This window comes from Herbaspirillum sp. LeCh32-8, from assembly GCF_017814915.1.
GTDB lineage: Bacteria > Pseudomonadota > Gammaproteobacteria > Burkholderiales > Burkholderiaceae_D > Herbaspirillum.
In genome coordinates, this window is record NZ_JAGIPZ010000002.1 from 572,873 (window position 1) to 591,199 (window position 18,327).

Here is an 18,327-nt window from a genome sequence, read left to right on the forward strand (position 1 = left end):
GACGCAGGCCAGCCCTATGACGCGCGGAACGGCCAGCAGGCGATCGGATGCAACCCATCATCCCTGCAAACGCAGGGACATGGCGTCGTTGTCGTTCAGCGCCCAATGGCGCTGAAGAAGAGGAGGAATACTTACTGAACCGTTTCCAGCGCCAGCACCTGCGTCACCGTCGCGACCACATAGTCGATCTCGGCTTCGGTGGTGTCGCGGCCGAGTGAGAAGCGTACGGCGTTGCGGGCGACGTCGGGGGAGCGGCCGATGGCGAGGAGGACGAAGGACGGCGCCGCTGCCGCTGAATTACAGGCCGAGCCGGCGGAGACGGCGATGCCCAGCAGCTGGCCGCCTAGCGTGCCGTAGCGCGTGGGCGGGAAGCTGACGTTGAGGTTGTGCGGGACGCGGTTGACGGCGCAGCCGTTCAGTTGCACGCCGGGCAAGGCGGCGATGCCGCTCCACAGACGGTCGCGCAGGGTGCGGATGCGCTGGCTTTCGGCGGCGAGCAGTTCGCCGGCGAGGGCGAAGGCTTCGCCCATGCCTACGATCTGGTGCGTGGCCAGGGTGCCGGAGCGCATGCCGTTTTCATGACCGCCGCCGTCGATCTGGGCTTCCAGCTTGAGTGCGGGATTGTGGCGCACGTACAGCGCGCCGATGCCCTTGGGGCCGTAGGCCTTGTGGGCGGAAAACGACATCAGGTCGACCTTCAGCTGCTTCAGGTCGATGGCGATCTTGCCGGCCGCCTGCACGGCGTCGACGTGGAACACGATGCCGCGCTCGGCGCAGATCTCGCCCAATTCTGCGATCGGCTGGATCACGCCGATCTCGTTGTTCACATACATCACCGAGGCCAGGATGGTGTCCTGGCGCAGCGCGGCGCGGAACTGCTCGGGTGTGATCAGGCCGTCGGCGCCGGGCGTCAGGTAGGTGACGTCGAAGCCGGCGCGTTCCAGCGTGTCCATGGTGTCGAGCACGGCCTTGTGCTCGGTGGCGACCGTGATCAGGTGCTTGCCGCGACCCTGGGCGCGCAGCGCGTAGGCGGTGCCTTTCAGGGCCAGGTTGTTGGATTCGGTCGCGCCCGAGGTCCAGACGATTTCCGCCGCCTGCGCGCCGACCAGGCCGGCCACCTGCGCGCGCGCCTTGTCCACCGCACGGCGCGCTTCCCAGCCGAAGGAGTGGGAGCTGCTGGCGGCGTTGCCGAACTTGTCGGTGAGAAAGTCGCACATCACCTTGGCTACGCGCGGGTCGACCGGCGTGGTGGCGCCGTAATCCAGATAGATGGGGAACGTGAGGCCGGCAGGCGGTCGACAGGGATAAGGCGGTGGGGCGGTCATGACGGGGCGAATCCAGAAAATGCTGCAAAAACGGTTTTACGGTTCTACATTACGCCGCGTCTCTTATTCGGAAAACGAACTTAAATTCATTTCTATATATGAATTCAGCTTGCCTATAAAACCGAACGGGGCTGGCGGGGCGTGCTTGCCTGCGATGAAGCGGCGCTCCCGCCCGGCCTCGCGGCCGATGGCGCAAACGCAAGCCTAGCGTGGAATCGGGCCAATTCCCGGTCGACCCGAACATCCAGCATTAGCTTATACAAAATTATTATACTGAAATAGAATAAATACAAACCTATAATCCGAAAATCATATGCAAGGATCCGGATCAAGGATTCTTCAGGATCTCCGGAATATTTCATGGATTTGAACCAGCTCGAGGCGTTCGCCGCGGTGATGACGATAGGCAGCGTGACCGGCGCCGGGCGTAGCCTGGGGCGTTCGCAGCCAGCCATCAGCAAGGCCATCGGCGATCTCGAGGCGGAGCTGGGCTACGCGCTGTTCGACCGCAACGGCCCGCGCGTCACGCCGACCGGCAAGGCCTTCCTCTTGTATGAGGAAGTCGAGCGCTCGCTGGTCGGCCTGCGCAGCATCCGCGAGCGCGCCGCCGAGATCGGACGCGAAGAAGCGCAGCCGGTGCACCTGGTGGCCACGCCCGCGCTGGCCTCGACCATCGCGCCAGCGGCCTTGCAGCAGGTGGCGCAGAGCGGGATCGAGTTTCCCGAGCACATTCACCTGCGCAGCGCATCGGCCGAGCAGGTGGTGCATGCGGTGCTGCACCGTACCGTCAGCCTGGGCCTGACCAGCCTGCCGGTGGCGCATCGCGGGCTGGAGCTGCACTGGATCGGCGAAGCGCCGTGCGTGGCCGTGCTGCGCGCGGATCATCCGCTGGCCAGGAAGGACAAGATCACCCGCGCCGCGCTGCGCTGCGAACGCGTGATCACCATGTCCAACCGCTATCGCCTGCGCCAGCGCATCGAGACCGCGCTGAGGGACGACAAAGGCGACCAGCCGCTGGATGTGGCGATCGACACCAACACTTCGTTCAACGCCATCATGGCCGCGCAGGCCGGTCTGGGCGTGGCGCTGGTGGAGCCGATCACGGCGTTGGGCATGCCCATCGAGGGACTGGTGGTGAAGAAGCTGGCGGTCGATATTCCGTTTTACTTCGGCGTGGTGACGCCGTTCGGCAAGCCGGTGGAAGGCATCACGCGCGCGTTGATCGACGCCGTGGAAAGCTCGGCGCGCAACATCCTGCACGGCTTCGTCAAGCGCGATGCGGCCGAGCACGACGATTTGCTGTGACGGCCGAATCGGAGCGGCAGGGAAATGAAGCACGGCGGGTGCGCCGGGTAAGCGCCGCCGGGCAGTAATAGCCGGGCAGTAATACATAGCAGTAGAAGCGCCAACGAATAACCAACAAGAGACAGCGGTGGCCGCGCAGCGATGCGGGCCGCGGCGTCTCTTTCATGCATTGAAGGGGCGAGATGCTCAATACCGACACCACGGGCGCGATCGGACTGGACGCGCTGGAAGCGCGCCTGCGCCAGGACCTGGAATGGCTGGCGCTGCCCGGCAAGTCGTGGACGCCGAAAGTCGAGCGCGACGGCGCGCCGGTGATCGACGTCGCCATCATCGGCGGCGGCCAGGCCGGCATGGCCGCCTCGGTTGCGCTGTCGCACCTGGGCATCCCCAACGTCATCTACGACCAGTCGCCCAAGGACTTCGAAGGCCCCTGGGCCACCACCGCGCGCATGGAAACGCTGCGCTCGCCCAAGACCCTGACCGGCCCGGCACTGGGCTTTTCCACGCTGACCTTCCGCGCTTGGTTCGAGGCGCAGTTCGGGCTGGCCGCGTGGGACGCGCTGGACAAGATCCCGCGCCTGCAATGGATGGATTACCTGCGCTGGTTCCGCCGCGTGATGCAGCTGGACGTGCGCAACGAACACCGCGTGCTGGCCGTGCTGCCGCGCGCCGACGGCGTGGTCGAGCTGAAGCTGCAATCGCCCCAGGGCGAATCCACCGTGCTGGCGCGCCGCGTGGTGCTGGCCACCGGTCGTGACGGCCTGGGCGGCGCCTATCTGCCGCCGCTGGTGGAGCAACTGCCGCGTGATCGCTGGGCGCATTCCTCCGACGTCTATGATTACGCGCAACTGAAGGGCAAGCGCGTGGGCGTGGTCGGCGGCGGCTCGTCGGCCATGGACAGCGCGGCCACCGCGCTGGAGCAGGGCGCCGCCCGCGTCGACCTGCTGATCCGCCGCAAGGAGCTGCCGCGCATCAACAAGGGCAAGGGTTCCGGCAGCCCGGGCTTGGTCAACGGCCACCAGCACCTGCCGGACGCCTGGAAGTGGCGCATCCGCCATTACGTCAACATCCAGCAGGTGCCGCCGCCGTCGGGCAGCACGCGCCGCGTGTCGCGTTTCGACAATGCGCGTTTCCTGCTGGGCACCTCGATCAACAGCGTCAGCATCAAGGATGACGGCGCGCTGTTGCTGCAGACCAACCGCGGCCCGCTGGAGCTGGACTTCCTGTTCTTCTCCACCGGCTTCCAGGTCAACTGGGGCGCGCGCGCCGAGTTCGCCGCCATCGCCCCGCACATCCTGTCCTGGGGCGACCGCTACACGCCGCCCGCCGGTGAAGAGGATGCCGAGCTGCGCGACATGCCTTACCTCGGCCCGGTGTTCGAGTTCCAGCAAAAGACCGCCGGCGCCTTGCCCGGCCTGGAACGCGTACACTGCTTCTGCTATCCCGCCACCGCCAGCCACGGTACCGTCTCCGGCGACATTCCCGCCATCAGCGACGGCGCCTATCGCCTGGCCCAAGGCATCGCCTCGCTGCTGTACGGCGAGGACGTCGAGTATCACTACCGCAATATCGAAGCCTACGAAGAACCCGAGCTGGTCGGCGACGAATGGACGCCCGCCGAGTGGGCCCTGCCGGAGCTGCCCGGATGAGCATGGCGATTACGAAAAGCGTGTTGCAGGCGCTGATGGTGGTGCTGTTGATGACGGTGATCGTCTTCTTCGGCCTGCACCTCATCGGCAACCCGGTCGACATCCTGATCGGCCAGGACGTCGACCAGGTCGACCGCCTGCGCATCATCAAGGAGCTGGGCCTGGACCAGCCGGTCTGGATGCAGTACCTGGCCTTCCTCAACGGCGCGCTGCACGGCAACCTGGGCAACAGCTTCGTCTACAACTCGCCGGCCATCCTGCTGATCTTCCAGCGCCTGCCGGCGACTCTTGAGCTGGCCTTCGCCGCGCTGATCCTGGCGCTGCTGGTGGGTATTCTGCTGGGCCTGTTCGCCGGCCTGAAGCCTGACCATCCGTTCTCGCGCCTGGTGATGACCGGCAGCATTCTCGGCTTCTCGCTGCCGACCTTCTGGATCGGCCTGATGCTGATCATGGCCTTTTCGGTCTCGCTGGGCTGGCTGCCTTCGGGCGGGCGCGGCCAGACGGCCGAGCTGTTCGGCATCCAGTGGTCGTGGCTCACCGCTGACGGCTGGCGCCACATGATCCTGCCGGCGGTGAACCTGTCGCTGTTCAAGATCTCACTGGTGATCCGCCTGACCCGCGCCAACGTGCGCGAGGTGCTGCCGATGGACTTCGTCAAGTTCGCGCGCGCCAAGGGCCTGTCGTCCTCGCGCGTGGTGCTGATGTATGTGCTGCGCAATACTCTGATCCCGCTGGTGACCGTGGTCGGCCTGGAGTTCGGCTCCACCATCGCGTTTGCGGTGGTGACCGAGAGCATCTTCGCCTGGCCCGGCGCCGGCAAGCTGATCCTGGACAGCATTAATGCGCTGGACCGCCCGGTGATCGTGGCCTACCTGATGGTGATCGTATGCATGTTCGTCACCATCAACCTGGTGGTGGACGTGCTCTACAAGATCCTGGATCCGCGCGTGCGGGTGGAGGCCAAGGCATGAGCGCGCAGGAGCCGATCATGACTCAGGAGCAGGTGAGGGCGCGCGTGGCCGAACTGTCGGCCTTCCACGCGCCGCGCCGCGAGTCGCCGTGGCGCCGCGTGGTGCGTCACTTCATCGCCTCCAAGTCCGCCATGCTGGGCCTGGCCATCGTGCTGCTGCTGATCGTGGGCGCCATCGCCGCGCCCTGGATCACGCCGCAGAATCCCTACGACCTGATGCAGCTGGACGTGCTGGACGCGCGCCTGTATCCCGGCACGGCCAACGGCGCCGGCACCTTTACCTACTGGCTGGGCACCGACGGCCAGGGCCGCGACCTGGTCTCGGCCATCCTCTACGGCCTGCGCATCAGCGTGGGCATCGGCGTCGGCTCGGCCTTGATCGCCGGCGTGATCGGCACGCTGGTTGGCCTGCTGGCTGCTTACGTCGGCGGCAAGGTCGATACAGTGCTGATGCGCCTGGCCGACCTGGTGCTGTCGTTCCCGTCGATCCTGGTGGCGATGCTGATCCTGGCCTATGTGGGCAAGGGCATCTTCAACGTGATGATCACGCTGGTGGTGCTGGAGTGGGCCTATTACGCCCGCACCGCGCGCGGCCAGGCGCTGGTCGAGCGGCAAAAGGAATACGTGGAAGCCGCGCGCGGCCTGAACCTGTCGTCGTGGCGCATCATGGTGCGCCACATCCTGCCCAATTGCCTGCCGCCGCTGATCGTGATCGGCACGCTGCAGGTGGCGCGCGCCATCACGCTGGAGGCGACGCTGTCCTTCCTCGGCCTGGGCGTGCCCATCACCGAGCCTTCGCTGGGCCTGCTGATCTCCAACGGCTACCAGTACATGCTCTCGGGCGAATACTGGATCAGCTTCTATCCCGGCATCACCCTCCTGGTGGTGATCGTGGCGATCAACCTGGTGGGCGACCGCCTGCGCGACATCCTGAACCCGAGGTGGCAGAAATGAGCGCGCCCCACAACATTCCCACATTGGAAGTGCGCAACCTGCGCACCCATTTCTTCACGCCCGACGGCGTGCTGCCGGCGGTGGATGACGTCTCGCTGTCGATCGGCCGCGGCCGCATCCTGGGCCTGGTCGGCGAGTCCGGCTCGGGCAAGAGCGTGACCGGTTTCTCCATCCTCGGCATGGTCGACGCGCCGGGCCGCATCGTCGGCGGCGAGATCCTGTTCCAGGGCCGCGACCTGGTGAAGATGGACAAGACCTCGCTGCGCGAGCTGCAGGGCAACCGCATCGCCATGATCTTCCAGGATCCGATGATGACGCTGAACCCGGTCCTGAAGGTCGAGGCGCAGATGGTTGATGCCGTGCTGGCGCACAGCAAGGTCAGCAAACAGCAGGCGCGCGAACTGGCGCGCGACACCCTGGGCATGATGGGTATCGCCAGCCCGGAAGAGCGCCTGCAGGCCTATCCGCACCAACTCTCCGGCGGCATGCGCCAGCGCGTGGCGATTGCCATCGCCATGCTGCACAAGCCCGACCTGATCATCGCCGACGAGCCGACCACCGCGCTGGACGTCACCATCCAGGCGCAGATCCTGTCGGAGGTGCAAAAGATGGCGCGCCAGCATGGCACCGCGCTGATCTGGATCACCCACGACCTGTCGGTGGTGGCGGGCCTGGCCGACGAAGTGGCGGTGATGTACGCCGGTCGCATCGTCGAGCAGGGCGCGGTCGACACCGTGCTCGATGCGCCGCTGCACCCCTACACGCAAGGCCTGATCGGCAGCCTGCCCAGCAACAACCGTCGCGGCGCGCGCCTGCGCCAGATTCCCGGCATGACGCCCAACCTCATGCACCTGCCGCCGATCTGCGCCTTTGCCGCGCGTTGCGAGCGGGTCAGCCAGCAATGCCTGACGGCGCCGGCCATCACCGAGCCGCTGCCCGGCCACCTGGTGCGCTGCTTCCATCCGGCGCAGCAGGCCAGCCATACCGTACTGAAGGCGCACCATGGATAAGGCCCTGACACCGATTATTGAAACCCGCGCCGTCAGTCGCCGCTTTGGCGAGCGCCGCCAGGGCTGGCTGGACCGCCAGCTGCAGCAGCGCGGCTGGGCGCGTCCGCCTGCCGTCACGCGCGCGCTCGATCATGTCGACCTGAAGGTCATGCCCGGCGAGGTGGTCGGCCTGGTCGGCGAATCCGGCTGCGGCAAGTCCACGCTGGGCCGCATCGCCTGCGGTTTGCTGGACCCGTCCGACGGCCAGGCGCTGGTCAATGGTCGTGATCGCGCCGCATTGACCAGCGCCGAGCAGGACGCCGCGCGCCTGCAGGTGCAGATGATTTTTCAGAATCCCTACGCCAGCCTCAACCCGCGCCTGCGCATCGACCAGATCGTCGGCGAGGCGGCCCAGGTCAACGGCAAGGTCGAGGGTGACCTCGACGACTACGTCTGCCGCCAGCTGCTGCGCGCCGGCCTCGACCCGGCGCTGCGCGACCGGTATCCGCACCAGTTTTCCGGCGGCCAACGCCAGCGTATCGGCATCGCCCGCGCGCTCGCGGTGCAGCCCGAGATGCTGGTGTGCGACGAGGCAGTGGCGGCGCTGGATGTGTCGATCCAGGCGCAGATCCTGAACCTGTTCATGGACCTGCGCGAAGAGCTGGGCCTGACCTATCTCTTCATCAGCCATGACCTGGGCGTGGTGGAGCATGTCTCCGACCGCGTGGTGATCATGTATCTGGGCCGGGTGGTGGAGAGCGCACCGGTCGGCGAGCTGTTCGGCCACCCCAATCACCCGTACACCCAGGCGCTGCTGGCCGAGGTGCCGCGCATGTCGGCGCGCAAGAAGGAGTTCACCGCCATCAAGGGCGAGATTCCCAGCCCGCTGCACCCGCCCACCGGCTGCCATTTCAACCCGCGCTGCCCGTATGCCACGCAGCGTTGCCGCGACGAGCAGCCGGCGCTGCGGGAAATCGCGCCAGGCCACATGAGCGCCTGTCATCTCAATGACGGCTGAGTGATAGTTGAACATGCGGACCCAGCCCATCGTTTTTGCAGTACCGAAGTAAAGAACAAGAGCACCAGACAAGACCGCCCGATTGCTTTCAACCTGACCAACACAGAGGAAACAGCATATGAAGAAAACCCTCCTGACCCGCCTGCTGGCGGTCGCCCTGACCGGTGTGGCGCTGGCCGCCGCCGCCGACGCCGCGCATGCCCAGAACCTCAACATCGCCTTCGCCGATCCGCTGTCCTCGCTGGATCCGCAGTTGAACAACCACGCCGGCGACCGCTCGGTGGACCTGCACTTCTGGGACCTGCTGGTGCAGAACGACTACAACAAGCTGGTGCCGGGCCTGGCGGTGAGCTGGAAGAACATCGACCCCAAGACCTGGGAGTTCAAGCTGCGCCCGAACGTGAAGTGGCAGGACGGCAAGCCCTTCACCGCCGACGACGTGATCTTCTCCTACCAGCGCGCACGCGCCGTGCCGGGCAGCGTGGCGACCTTCGCCGGCTACCTGCGCACCGTGGAGTCGGTCACCGCCAAGGATCCGCTGACCCTGGTCATCAAGACCAACATTCCCAATCCGGACCTGCCGCTGAACCTGGCCTCGGTGCACATTGTCAGCAAGCACGTGGGTGAGAAGTCGCAGACCGAGAACTACAACAGCGGCGCCGCCGTGGTCGGCACCGGCCCGTACAAGTTCGTCTCCTACACCCCGGGCGACCGCGTGGTGATGCAGCGTAACGACGAGTACTGGGGCGGCAAGGCGCTGTGGGAGAAGGTCAACTACCGCTACATCAACAACGGACCGGCACGCACCGCCGCGCTGCTGTCGGGCGACGTGGACGTGATCGACAAGGTCTCCGTGTCCGACCTGGCCAAGCTGAAGCAGTCGCCCAACGTCAAGGTCTATCCGTACAACGGCCTGCGCGTGCTGCTGATCCAGCCGAGCTTCCACCAGGGCCCGAGCCCGTTCATCACCGACAACAACGGCAAGCAGCTGGAGAAGAACCCGCTGCTGGACGTGCGCGTGCGTCGCGCCATGTCGCTGGCGATCAACCGCAAGGCCGTGATCGACCGCATCCTGCAGGGCGCGGCGACCGAGGCCAACCAGTGGATGCCCTCCGACACCTTCGGCTACAACCCGGAGATCAAGAACATCCCCTTCGATGCCACCCAGGCCAAGAAGCTGCTGGCCGAAGCCGGCTTCCCGGACGGTTTCAAGCTGACCATCCACGTGCCCAATGACCGCTACCCGCAAGCGCCTGAAACCATGCAGGCAGTGGCCCAGTTCTGGACCCGCATTGGCATCAAGACCCAGGTAGAAGTGCTGCCGTGGGCCTCGTACTCCTCGCGCGCCAACAAGAACGAGTTCGCCGTGTCGGTGCTGGCATGGGGCAACGGCACCGGTGAAGCCAGCTACGCGCTGGTGAACGTGCTGGGCACGGTCGACGCCAAGAAGGGCATCGGCGCCTCCAACTGGAACCACTACAGCAACCCGGCCGTGGACAAGGCGCTGGCCGACTCCACTGCGGAGTTCGACGCCGCCAAGCGTGAAGCCATCCTGCGCAATTCCGCCAAGCTGGTGTCCGACGACGTCGGCGTGATCCCGCTGTACCACTACCAGAACATCTGGGCGGCCAAGAAGGGCCTGAAGGTCACGCCGATCAGCAGCGACCGCACCACCGCCATGATGGTCACCCAGGAAAAGAAGTAAGGCCATGCCAAACTTCTCGATCGACGTCACCCCGGAGGACGACCTGATCGACGTGCCGCGCCGCATCGTGGTGCGCGGCGCGCACCCCGGAGAGCCGGTGCGGGTGTCCTCGTCCACCGTGCGCAACGGCGCCGAGTGGCGCAGCACGGCCTGCTTCATCGCCGACGCTACCGGTTGCGTGGACCTCAGCATGAGCCCGGCGGTCGATGGCGATTACCACGGCATCGACCCCATGGGTTTGCTGTGGTCGCAGCAGCCGGTGCAAAAAGGAAAGCGCGACAACTTCCACCCCGATGTCACCGCGCCGCTGGCGACCACGCTGACGGTGTCGGCGGTGACCGAGCTGGGGCTGACGCAATGCCGGCCGGCCAGCGCGCAGCTGGTGCAACGCCTGGCCGCTGACGGCGTCACGCGGCGTGAGGTGCGCGAAGAAGGCCTGGTCGGCACGCTGTTCCTGCCGGCCACGCCCGGACCGCACCCGGCGGTGATGATCGTCAACGGCTCCGGCGGCGGCATCAACGAGCCGCGCGCGGCACTGTATGCGTCCCGCGGTTACGCCGCATTTGCGCTGGCGTATTTCAAGGCGCCCGGCCTGTCCGACTACATCTCCAACACCCCGCTGGAATACTTCGAGCGCGGCCTCGACTGGCTGCGCGCCGAAGTACAGCCGCTGCACGACTTCGTCGCCATCAGCGGCCAGTCGCGCGGCGGCGAGCTGGTGCTGTTGTTGGGCGCGACCTTCCCGCAGAAGGTCTCGGCGGTGCTGGCCTACGTGCCCAGCGCGCTGGTGCACAGCGGCCAGAACGCGGCCGACCCGGCGGTGGGGCGCGAAGGCCCGACCTGGTTGTTGCGCGGCCAGCCGCTGCCGCACCAGTGGCAAGACAACCGCAGCGCGAGCTGGGCGCCCTTCGACGAAGGCCCGTCGCCGCACCGCCACGAGCTGGCGATGCTGACGGCGCTGGAAGACGAAGACGCGGTGGCGCGCGCCCGTATTCCGGTCGAGCGCATCGAAGGCCCGGTGCTGCTGTTGTCGGCCACCGATGACGGCTCCTGGCCCTCCAGCATCTATTGCGACATGGTCAGCAGCAAGCTGGCCGAGGTGGAGCATGCCTGGCCGGTGCTGTGGAAGAACTATGCCAACGCCGGCCATTCCATCCTGTTCCCGTTCGTGCCGACCACGCAGACCACCTACGCCCATCCGGTGTCCGGCCGCATCAGCACCGGCGGCGGCGAGCCCTCGGCTAATGCGCGCGCGGATCTCGACTCCTGGCAGCAGGCGCAGCAGTTCCTGCGCGATGCCGTCTCCAAACATTCGCTCCGAAAGGAAAACACATGAGCACTCCCGTCTACGACATCGATAGCGATGTCATCGACCAGCTGTCCGGCATCGCCGCAGGCAGCCCCTTGCACACCCTGCGCCACCAGCGCGAGAAAGTCGCCGTGGCCTCGCAAGGCAGCTTCGACACCCTGTTCGACCCGACGCTGGAAGGCATCGGCCTGGACGAGCGCCTGCTGGTCGCGCTGTACGCCAGCCGCCTGGCCGGCGCCGCCGACCTGGCCAAGTACTACAGCGAGCGCGCCCAAGCCGCAGCGGCCGACGCCGCGCAACTGGCTGCCGCCGAATCGGGCGAGCCGGAACAGCTGGACGGCGCACAGCACACCCGCGTGCGCGCCATGCTGGTGTTCACGCGCGCGCTGACCAAGCGCCCGGTGGAAGGCGACAAGGCCGCCATCGAGAAACTGCCGGCCGCCGGCATCAGCACCCCGGCCGTGGTGGCGCTGTCGCAACTGATCGCGTTTGTGTCCTACCAGCTGCGCGTGATCGCGGGTCTGAAGGCAATGAAACTGGCCGGCGTGTCTGCGCTCGCAGCCAACTGAGCAAAGGAACGGACATGACTGAGATCGTCAAATCGCACGGCTTCACCAACGAATCGCTGGAGTGGGACGCCTGGCTCGACGTGGTCGAACTGGACCGCGCCACCGAAGACCAGATCAAGGTGCTGGAAGAGAGCAACGTCAAGGCCAAGACCTCGGACTATTACCTGTTCCTGGTGCACCAGCCCGACATCCTGCGCCAGCGCTCCAACGCCTTCAACGCCATCATGTACGCTCCCGGCGGCATGTCGCGCGCCGAGCGCGAGCTGGGCTCGCTGGTGGTGTCGCGCATCAACGGCTGCGTGTATTGCGCCTCGGTGCACGCCCAGCGTTTCGAGCAATACGCCAAGCGCAACGACACCGTGCAGCAGGTGTTCGACAACCCTTACGGCTCCGGCATCGACGCCCGCGAGAAGGCCATCGTGCAATTCTCGATCGACCTGACCGAGCGCCCGGACGACGTGCGTCCCGAGCAGATCAAGGCCCTGAAGGACGTCGGCCTGACCGACATCGAAGTGCTGGACCTGATCCACTCGATCGCCATTTTCGCCTGGGCCAACCGCTTGATGCTGAATCTGGGCGAGCCGGTGTTCCCGGACGGCAGCAAGGCTGAAGCCTGATTTCTGATGACCAACGCAAAGGAGACCCCATGCTGATTCCCGATCATCTCGTCTATGCAGAAACTCATGAATGGGTAAAGGTGGAGGACGACGGCACGCTGGTCGTCGGCATCACCGACTTCGGCCAGGAGCAGCTGGGGACGCTGGTGTATGTGGACATGCCGGCCGTCGGCAAGCAGTTCAAGCGCGGTGGCGAGTGCGGCATCGTCGAGTCCAACAAGACGGCCTCGGACCTGCACGCGCCGGTGGACGGCGAAGTGGTGGCCATCAACGAGACGCTGGCCGACACGCCGGACGCCATCAACGACGCGCCCTACGACCAGTGGATCTTCAAGCTGAAGCCGGCGACGCCGTTCTCGCAAGAAGGCTTCCTGGATGCGGCAGGTTATATCAAGCTGGTTTCCTGATTCGACCTGTCGTCGTTTCTGCGCAGCCGTCGTTGCTCCCGCACTTCCACCGTCGCTCCTGCGAAAGCAGGAGCCCAATGTCGTTCGTTGTGCGTTGGCGGAGGTAGCCAAGCCGGGCGATGTCAGCTAACGGCACTGGGTTCCTGCTTTCGCAGGGACGGCAGTTCAGTGGTGGCTTCAAGCTTCATCGGTTCAAGCTACATCCACCGCGTCGTCCCGACAAAGGCCGGGATCCAGCGTCGTTCGTCGCGCATCGATGGTGACGGGGCAAGACAACCGTTACCATCAATGCTCTCATGATGCCGAACGCGCCGCACGGATATCGAATGCGCCGCCAGTCTGCGCCCGGTCACGCAAGGTGACCGATCGTTTTCCCAGCAGCGGGAACACCAGTTCGGCGAAGCGGATCGATTCTTCCAGATGCGGATAGCCGGACAGCACGAAGGTGTCCACGCCCAGGTCCACGTATTCCTGCAGCCGCTCGGCGACGGTTTGTGCATCTCCCACCAGCGAGGTGCCGGCGCCGCCGCGCACCAATCCCACGCCGGCCCACAGGTTGGGTGCGATCTCCAGCTTGTCGCGCCGGCCGCCATGCAGCGCGGCCATGCGCTGTTGTCCCACCGAGTCCATGCGCGCGTAGTTTTTCTGCGCGTTGGCGATGTCGTCGTCGGTCAGCTTGCTGATCAGGCGTTCGGCATCGGCCCAGGCTTCATCGTTGGTTTCCCGCACGATCACATGCAGCCGCACGCCGAAGCGCACGGTGCGGCCTTGCTTGGCCGCGCGCGCGCGCACGTCGGCGATTTTTTGCGCTACCGCCGCCGGCGGCTCGCCCCAGGTCAGATAGGCATCCACATGCTTGGCCGCGAGCTCGTGCGCGGCCTCCGAGGAGCCGCCGAAGTACAGGGGCGGATAGGGCTGCTGCACGGCCGGGTGGAACACCTGGCCTTTCCTGATGCGAAAATGCTTGCCTTCGTAATCCACTGTTTCGCCCTGCAGCAGGCGGCGCCAGATGGTGAGGTATTCATCGGCGGCTTCATAGCGCTCGTCGTGCTTGAGGAACACGCCGTCGGCTTCCAGCTCGGTGGCGTCACCGCCCGGCACGACGTTCATCAGCAACCGTCCGTTCAAGGCCTGGTCCAGCGTCGCCGCCTGGCGCGCCGACGGGCCGGGGCCGCCCAATGAGGTGCGCAGCGCCACCAGCAGCTTGATGCGCCGGGTCACCGGCACCAGGCTGGCTGCCACCACCCACGGGTCGAGGCAGGACGCGCCGGTGGGAATCAGCAGGCCGTCGTAGCCGAGATTTTCGCTGGTGACAGCGATCTGGCGCAGATAGTCGATGGTCGGCGCACGGCCGAAATCGGAAGTGCCGAGGTAGCGGGTGTCGCCGGAGGTGGGGAGGAACCAGAAGATGTCGGTGGCCATGCGGGGTGTTTCCTTGCCGATGCGATTGAGGGAGGGACCGCGCGGGCGGCCGATCCGTTATTAGATCGCCGCCCCCGGGCTGCTGCCCAAGAATGTTTTCGCATTAGCTCAGAAGGAAAATGCAGCAGGCCGCATCAGCTGATGACGCGGTTCTCCGCCAACCACTTGGCGAACAGCTGCGCCTCGGCGCCGGCCTGCGCGCCGAGGCCGAGGTAGTAGGGGGCCAGCGGCAGGCGCAGCTCGGGCAGCGGACATACCAGTCGGCCGGAGCGCAGGTCGTTGTCGGCAAGCGAGACCGGCGACAATGCCAGGCCCAGGCCGTCCACCGCAGCCTGCAGCACGAAGTGCACGTGATCGAAGTGCAGCATGGGTTGCTGCTTCGAGCGCTTCAGGCCGGCCAGTTTCTTCCATTCTTCCCAGTCGCCGCGCCGGCTGCGTGACAGCAGCAGGGTGTGCTCGGCGATCGCGCGGGCGTCTGCCAGCGGGGTTTGCTTGAGCAGCGCCGGCGAGGCCACCAGCAACAGTTCGTCTTCCATGAAGCGCTGCACCTTGAGGCTCTCCGGCCAGTTGGTTTCGCCGCGCCGGATGGCGATATCGAACGGCGCCGGGGCGCGGCTGACGATGGCGGTGCTGGTGACCACGCGCGGTTCGATGCCGGGATATCGCTCTACGAAACCGGCCAGGTGCGGAATCAGCCAGCGCACCGCAAACGAGGGGCGCACATTGATGTTGACTGTGCGGGTGGGGGCGTCGCGCATGACGCGGCGCGCGGCGCCGGCGAGCATGTCCAGCGCCGGGCTGGCTTCGTCGAAGAACTGGCGGCCGCGCTCGGTCAGCAGCACCTGGCGGATGCGGCGCTCGAACAGCGGCATGCCGAGGTAGTCTTCGAGGTTCTTGATCTGCCGGCTGACGGCGCCGTGCGTGACGTTGAGCTCTTGCGCGGCCAGCGTGAAACTCTGGTGGCGCGCGGCCGCGAGGAAGGCGCGGATGGCGTTGAGCGGGAGAGTGTGTTCGGCCATGCGTCAGATTTTATCACGCATGATCGGAATTAATATCGTTTGTCAGGTCCCGCGCGCGCGTCGCATGATGCCACCCATGACCCATCCAGACCCGTACCAGGCCGATCTCAAACGCGCCGACCTCGATTCGCGCCACGCCGCCATGTCGCTGGCGGCGGCCTTGCCCTGCGATATCGTGCTCTACCTGTTGCTGCCGATGTATGCCGAGCAGTTCCATGTGAGCCTGGCCGAGGTCGGCGTTCTGCTGGCGGCCAACCGGCTGGTGCGCATCGCCGGCTATCGCTGGGTGACGCGCTTCTACTCGCAGCGCGGCGATCGTCCGACCTGCTTCTGGGCGGTGTGTGCAGCCATCGTCTGTGCGCTGGGCTATACGGTGGCCAGCGGTTTCTGGGCGCTGCTGCCGCTGCGCCTGCTGTGGGGCATGGCCTTCGCCGGCCTGAATCTGTCGACCCAAGCCATGTCGACTTCCAACCCGATTGGCGCCGCGCGTCGCTCGGGGCGCTCGCGAGGCGTGATCGCCATCGGCCCAATGTTGTGGCTGCCGTTGGCGGCGTTGCTGGCCAGTCACTACGGGCCGCGCCCGGTGTTTGCGCTGGTGGCGCTAACGGCGGTGATCGGGTTGTTCGCCGCGCGTCGCCTGCCGCAGCATGCCTATCCGCCGCTGCCGGCGCGCCGCTGGAAGATGCCCAACGCGCTGGACTGGTGGTCCTTCCTGGAAGGCCTGACGCTGGACGGTCTGTTTATCGTCGGCCTGGCCTACATGAGCAAGCAGTCGTTCTCGGAGCATGCCGAGCTGATCGCCGGTGTGCTGATGGCGCTGCGCTATTTCGGCGAGATCGTGCTCAGTCCGCTGGGCGGCTGGCTGGCCGAGCGCTTCGGCGCGGTGAAGGTGCTGGTGGTGCTGTCGCTGACGACCTGCGCGGCGCTGGTCGGATTCGGGGGCGGCCTGCTGTGGTTGTTCGCCGGCCTGATCGTGATCCTGCGGGCCTTGCAACTGCCGTTGCTGCCGCCCATCGTGGCCGCGCGTACGCCGCCGTCGGAGCGCGTGCATGCGCTGGCCGGGCGCGCCATCTGGCGCGACATCGGCGCCGGCATGGGGCCGATGCTGGCGGGATTGCTGCTGCCGGTGATGTCCTCGCTGTGGCTCTACAGCGTGTCGGCCGCGGCGCTGGCGCTGGCGGCGGTGGCGTGCGGGCGCGAGCCGTCCCACGCGCGGGTGGCGCAGACGTCGCTCAAGCAATAGGGGGAGCCGACAGGGGCGGGCTTATGCGGCGTCCGGATATGCATGCGCAGATCGCTTCGTTCCCCGCGCGGGTGGATTTGCTTAGGATGGGTCATCGCAACCGGACCCGGAGCCCGCATGAACGATCCCAACCTCTTCCAGGAGCTCGGCGCCCTGGCGCTGGAGCCGATGCAGCCGACCGAGAAGAAACTGGTCGCAGCCATCTTCTTCATCGGCCTGGCGCTGCTGGGCGCGCTGTTCTTCCTGCAGCGCGCCTTTCCGCTGGCCGGCTGAGCGCCGGCCGCATTCTTCCTCTTACAGCTTCTTGCACTCGCTGAGCATTTCGGCCTGCGAGACATTGCTGCCCGGCGCCACGCTGTGCGTGAGCCAGACGTTGCCGCCGATGACCGATCCCTGGCCGATGGTGATGCGACCCAGTACCGTCGCCCCGGCGTAGATCACCACGTCGTCTTCGACGATGGGGTGGCGCGGGATGCCCTTGACCAGCGAGCCGTCCGGCTCCGACGGGAAGCGCTTGGCGCCCAGCGTGACGGCCTGGTACAGGCGCACGTTGCGGCCGATGATGGTGGTCTCGCCGATCACCACGCCGGTGCCATGGTCGATGAAGAAGCTCGGTGCGATCTGCGCGGCCGGGTGGATGTCGATGCCGGTGGCCGAATGCGCGATGTCGGCAATCAGCCGCGCCAGCAGTGGCGAACCCAGCTTGTGCAGCGCATGCGCCAAGCGGTGATAGATGATCGCCGTGGTGCCCGGATAGCACAGCAGAATTTCCGAAATGCTCGATGCCGCCGGATCGCCGTGATAAGCCGCCTGGATGTCGCTGACCAGGATGTCGCGGATAGCCGGCAGCTGATGCGCGAAGTCGCGCGTGATGACGGCGGCGCGGGCGCGCAGCTCTTCCTCGTCCTGCGGTTCGTCCGACGCGAAGTACAAGCCGCGGCGCACCTGTTCGCGCAGCGTGCACAGCGCGGCGTTGAGCTGGCTGCCCACGAAGAAGTCGATGGTCTCGTCGGACAGGTCGGTGTGGCCGTAATGCGTGGGGAACAGCGCCGCCTGCAGGTTCTGCAGCAGCTTTTGCATCGCCTCACGCGAGGGCAGCTCGCGGATCTCGCCGCGATAGCGGATCTTGTTGGTGACTTCACGCGAGGTGCGCAGCCCGGCCACGACAGCCGACAAGCCCAACCCTGCGGTATCGACCAAGGCGCTCAGTTCGGGGGTGTTGGAGGTATCCATGCCGGCATGCTATCAAAAATGCGCGGAGGGCGTCGGCCGGCTACGGCATTGTCTGTGCGGCAACTTCTGGTGCTTGCCCGGGCTGGCAAGCGCTGCATTGGAAGAAGAGGGGAGAGCGATTCGCAGCGCCCAGTTCTATCTGAAAAGTGGCGCTGCGCGTTGAATCGACTCTGGTGAAGACTTTAACCGCTGCGCAAAAGTTACGCCAATGCTCTTTGGAAATATCGATATGCGCCAGCGTGAATTTGTCTGCAAGCCTTGCTGCAGGCGGGCGTCGGCGATGAGTCGTGAGAGCGTCGGCGTATCGCCGTTGTGTCATTTTTGCGTAACTAGGGAATTTCCTGACGCATCCGGCAAGGTTCTCAGGATCCCCCCGATACTTGGCGGATCAACAAAAAACTAAAGTGTCTCCATACCCGCTGCACACAGAAGTTCTCGCACAGGGCGAGGACAGCGCAGGGACCCACTGGAGAGAAACATGTTTTTTGCCAAGAAAAATCGCTTCGTCTGCGCCACCATCGCCGCCGTCGTCCTGGCTTCCAGCGCACCTGCTTCCTTCGCCGCCACCGCGACCAGCTCGCTGACGATCAGCG

At 66.0% G+C, this 18,327-nt stretch carries 17 protein-coding genes; 13 read left to right on the plus strand and 4 right to left on the minus strand.

Annotated features, from left to right (window positions below; all coding sequences use genetic code 11):
- Positions 1-131 precede the first annotated feature (131 nt).
- Positions 132-1,325 carry an aminotransferase class V-fold PLP-dependent enzyme gene (locus tag J8I26_RS07640; RefSeq protein ID WP_209605743.1) on the minus strand — a complete coding sequence of 398 codons (1,194 nt, stop codon included), beginning with the start codon at positions 1,323-1,325 and terminating at the stop codon, positions 132-134.
- Between the two features lie 360 nt (positions 1,326-1,685).
- Here J8I26_RS07640 and J8I26_RS07645 point away from each other — a divergent pair, with 360 nt between their 5' ends.
- From J8I26_RS07645 to gcvH, 11 genes are all read left to right on the plus strand, one after another.
- Positions 1,686-2,630: a LysR family transcriptional regulator gene (locus tag J8I26_RS07645; protein WP_209605745.1), complete on the plus strand. Its 945-nt coding sequence runs from the start codon at positions 1,686-1,688 to the stop codon at positions 2,628-2,630.
- A gap of 182 nt (positions 2,631-2,812) precedes the next feature.
- Complete coding sequence (locus J8I26_RS07650; protein ID WP_209605747.1) at positions 2,813-4,279, plus strand: NAD(P)/FAD-dependent oxidoreductase; 1,467 nt, start codon at positions 2,813-2,815, stop codon at positions 4,277-4,279.
- Positions 4,276-5,250 (plus strand): ABC transporter permease, encoded by a 975-nt coding sequence (locus J8I26_RS07655; RefSeq protein ID WP_209605749.1) that lies wholly within the window; start codon positions 4,276-4,278, stop codon positions 5,248-5,250. Before J8I26_RS07650 ends, J8I26_RS07655 begins: the two co-directional genes overlap by 4 nt.
- A 17-nt stretch (positions 5,251-5,267) precedes the next feature.
- On the plus strand, positions 5,268-6,203 hold the full coding sequence (locus J8I26_RS07660; protein WP_209605841.1) for an ABC transporter permease: 936 nt from the start codon (positions 5,268-5,270) through the stop codon (positions 6,201-6,203).
- Positions 6,200-7,213 carry an ABC transporter ATP-binding protein gene (locus tag J8I26_RS07665; RefSeq protein ID WP_209605751.1) on the plus strand — a complete coding sequence of 338 codons (1,014 nt, stop codon included), beginning with the start codon at positions 6,200-6,202 and terminating at the stop codon, positions 7,211-7,213. The genes J8I26_RS07660 and J8I26_RS07665 overlap by 4 nt, the downstream gene beginning before the upstream one ends.
- The gene (locus tag J8I26_RS07670; RefSeq protein WP_209605753.1) at positions 7,206-8,210 is read left to right on the plus strand and encodes an oligopeptide/dipeptide ABC transporter ATP-binding protein; all 1,005 of its coding nucleotides are present in this window, start codon (positions 7,206-7,208) and stop codon (positions 8,208-8,210) included. The genes J8I26_RS07665 and J8I26_RS07670 overlap by 8 nt, the downstream gene beginning before the upstream one ends.
- 118 nt (positions 8,211-8,328) lie before the next feature.
- A complete protein-coding gene (locus J8I26_RS07675; protein ID WP_209605755.1) occupies positions 8,329-9,915 on the plus strand; it encodes an ABC transporter substrate-binding protein in 1,587 nt (528 codons plus the stop codon).
- Positions 9,916-9,919: 4 nt separating this feature from the next.
- Positions 9,920-11,251, plus strand: coding sequence for an acyl-CoA thioester hydrolase/BAAT C-terminal domain-containing protein (locus tag J8I26_RS07680; protein ID WP_209605757.1), 1,332 nt, complete (start codon positions 9,920-9,922; stop codon positions 11,249-11,251).
- On the plus strand, positions 11,248-11,793 hold the full coding sequence (locus J8I26_RS07685; protein ID WP_209605759.1) for a CMD domain protein: 546 nt from the start codon (positions 11,248-11,250) through the stop codon (positions 11,791-11,793). The genes J8I26_RS07680 and J8I26_RS07685 overlap by 4 nt, the downstream gene beginning before the upstream one ends.
- A 14-nt stretch (positions 11,794-11,807) precedes the next feature.
- A complete protein-coding gene (locus J8I26_RS07690; protein ID WP_209605761.1) occupies positions 11,808-12,410 on the plus strand; it encodes a peroxidase-related enzyme in 603 nt (200 codons plus the stop codon).
- A gap of 29 nt (positions 12,411-12,439) precedes the next feature.
- A complete protein-coding gene (gene gcvH / locus J8I26_RS07695) occupies positions 12,440-12,817 on the plus strand; it encodes a glycine cleavage system protein GcvH (protein WP_209605763.1) in 378 nt (125 codons plus the stop codon).
- 294 nt (positions 12,818-13,111) lie between these two features.
- On the opposite strand, the gene ssuD is transcribed toward gcvH, so the two are convergent.
- The gene (gene ssuD, locus J8I26_RS07700) at positions 13,112-14,239 is read right to left on the minus strand and encodes an FMNH2-dependent alkanesulfonate monooxygenase (RefSeq protein WP_209605764.1); all 1,128 of its coding nucleotides are present in this window, start codon (positions 14,237-14,239) and stop codon (positions 13,112-13,114) included.
- A 134-nt stretch (positions 14,240-14,373) separates the two neighbouring features.
- Positions 14,374-15,258: a LysR substrate-binding domain-containing protein gene (locus J8I26_RS07705; protein ID WP_209605766.1), complete on the minus strand. Its 885-nt coding sequence runs from the start codon at positions 15,256-15,258 to the stop codon at positions 14,374-14,376.
- A 76-nt stretch (positions 15,259-15,334) separates the two neighbouring features.
- Here J8I26_RS07705 and J8I26_RS07710 point away from each other — a divergent pair, with 76 nt between their 5' ends.
- Both J8I26_RS07710 and J8I26_RS07715 read left to right on the plus strand, forming a co-directional pair.
- Positions 15,335-16,501, plus strand: a complete 1,167-nt coding sequence (locus tag J8I26_RS07710) for an MFS transporter (protein WP_209605768.1) — start codon at positions 15,335-15,337, stop codon at positions 16,499-16,501.
- A gap of 117 nt (positions 16,502-16,618) precedes the next feature.
- Positions 16,619-16,774 (plus strand): hypothetical protein, encoded by a 156-nt coding sequence (locus J8I26_RS07715; protein WP_209605770.1) that lies wholly within the window; start codon positions 16,619-16,621, stop codon positions 16,772-16,774.
- A gap of 21 nt (positions 16,775-16,795) precedes the next feature.
- On the opposite strand, the gene epsC is transcribed toward J8I26_RS07715, so the two are convergent.
- The gene (gene epsC / locus J8I26_RS07720) at positions 16,796-17,734 is read right to left on the minus strand and encodes a serine O-acetyltransferase EpsC (protein WP_209605772.1); all 939 of its coding nucleotides are present in this window, start codon (positions 17,732-17,734) and stop codon (positions 16,796-16,798) included.
- Positions 17,735-18,327: the final 593 nt, after the last annotated feature.

Coding starts and splice junctions, on each gene's coding strand:
- J8I26_RS07640 (WP_209605743.1), bottom strand. CDS start 1,325: ATGACCGCCCCACCGCCTTATCCCTGTCGACCGCCTGCCGGCCTCACG.
- J8I26_RS07645 (WP_209605745.1), top strand. CDS start 1,686: ATGGATTTGAACCAGCTCGAGGCGTTCGCCGCGGTGATGACGATAGGC.
- J8I26_RS07650 (WP_209605747.1), top strand. CDS start 2,813: ATGCTCAATACCGACACCACGGGCGCGATCGGACTGGACGCGCTGGAA.
- J8I26_RS07655 (WP_209605749.1), top strand. CDS start 4,276: ATGAGCATGGCGATTACGAAAAGCGTGTTGCAGGCGCTGATGGTGGTG.
- J8I26_RS07660 (WP_209605841.1), top strand. CDS start 5,268: ATGACTCAGGAGCAGGTGAGGGCGCGCGTGGCCGAACTGTCGGCCTTC.
- J8I26_RS07665 (WP_209605751.1), top strand. CDS start 6,200: ATGAGCGCGCCCCACAACATTCCCACATTGGAAGTGCGCAACCTGCGC.
- J8I26_RS07670 (WP_209605753.1), top strand. CDS start 7,206: ATGGATAAGGCCCTGACACCGATTATTGAAACCCGCGCCGTCAGTCGC.
- J8I26_RS07675 (WP_209605755.1), top strand. CDS start 8,329: ATGAAGAAAACCCTCCTGACCCGCCTGCTGGCGGTCGCCCTGACCGGT.
- J8I26_RS07680 (WP_209605757.1), top strand. CDS start 9,920: ATGCCAAACTTCTCGATCGACGTCACCCCGGAGGACGACCTGATCGAC.
- J8I26_RS07685 (WP_209605759.1), top strand. CDS start 11,248: ATGAGCACTCCCGTCTACGACATCGATAGCGATGTCATCGACCAGCTG.
- J8I26_RS07690 (WP_209605761.1), top strand. CDS start 11,808: ATGACTGAGATCGTCAAATCGCACGGCTTCACCAACGAATCGCTGGAG.
- gcvH (WP_209605763.1), top strand. CDS start 12,440: ATGCTGATTCCCGATCATCTCGTCTATGCAGAAACTCATGAATGGGTA.
- ssuD (WP_209605764.1), bottom strand. CDS start 14,239: ATGGCCACCGACATCTTCTGGTTCCTCCCCACCTCCGGCGACACCCGC.
- J8I26_RS07705 (WP_209605766.1), bottom strand. CDS start 15,258: ATGGCCGAACACACTCTCCCGCTCAACGCCATCCGCGCCTTCCTCGCG.
- J8I26_RS07710 (WP_209605768.1), top strand. CDS start 15,335: ATGACCCATCCAGACCCGTACCAGGCCGATCTCAAACGCGCCGACCTC.
- J8I26_RS07715 (WP_209605770.1), top strand. CDS start 16,619: ATGAACGATCCCAACCTCTTCCAGGAGCTCGGCGCCCTGGCGCTGGAG.
- epsC (WP_209605772.1), bottom strand. CDS start 17,734: ATGGATACCTCCAACACCCCCGAACTGAGCGCCTTGGTCGATACCGCA.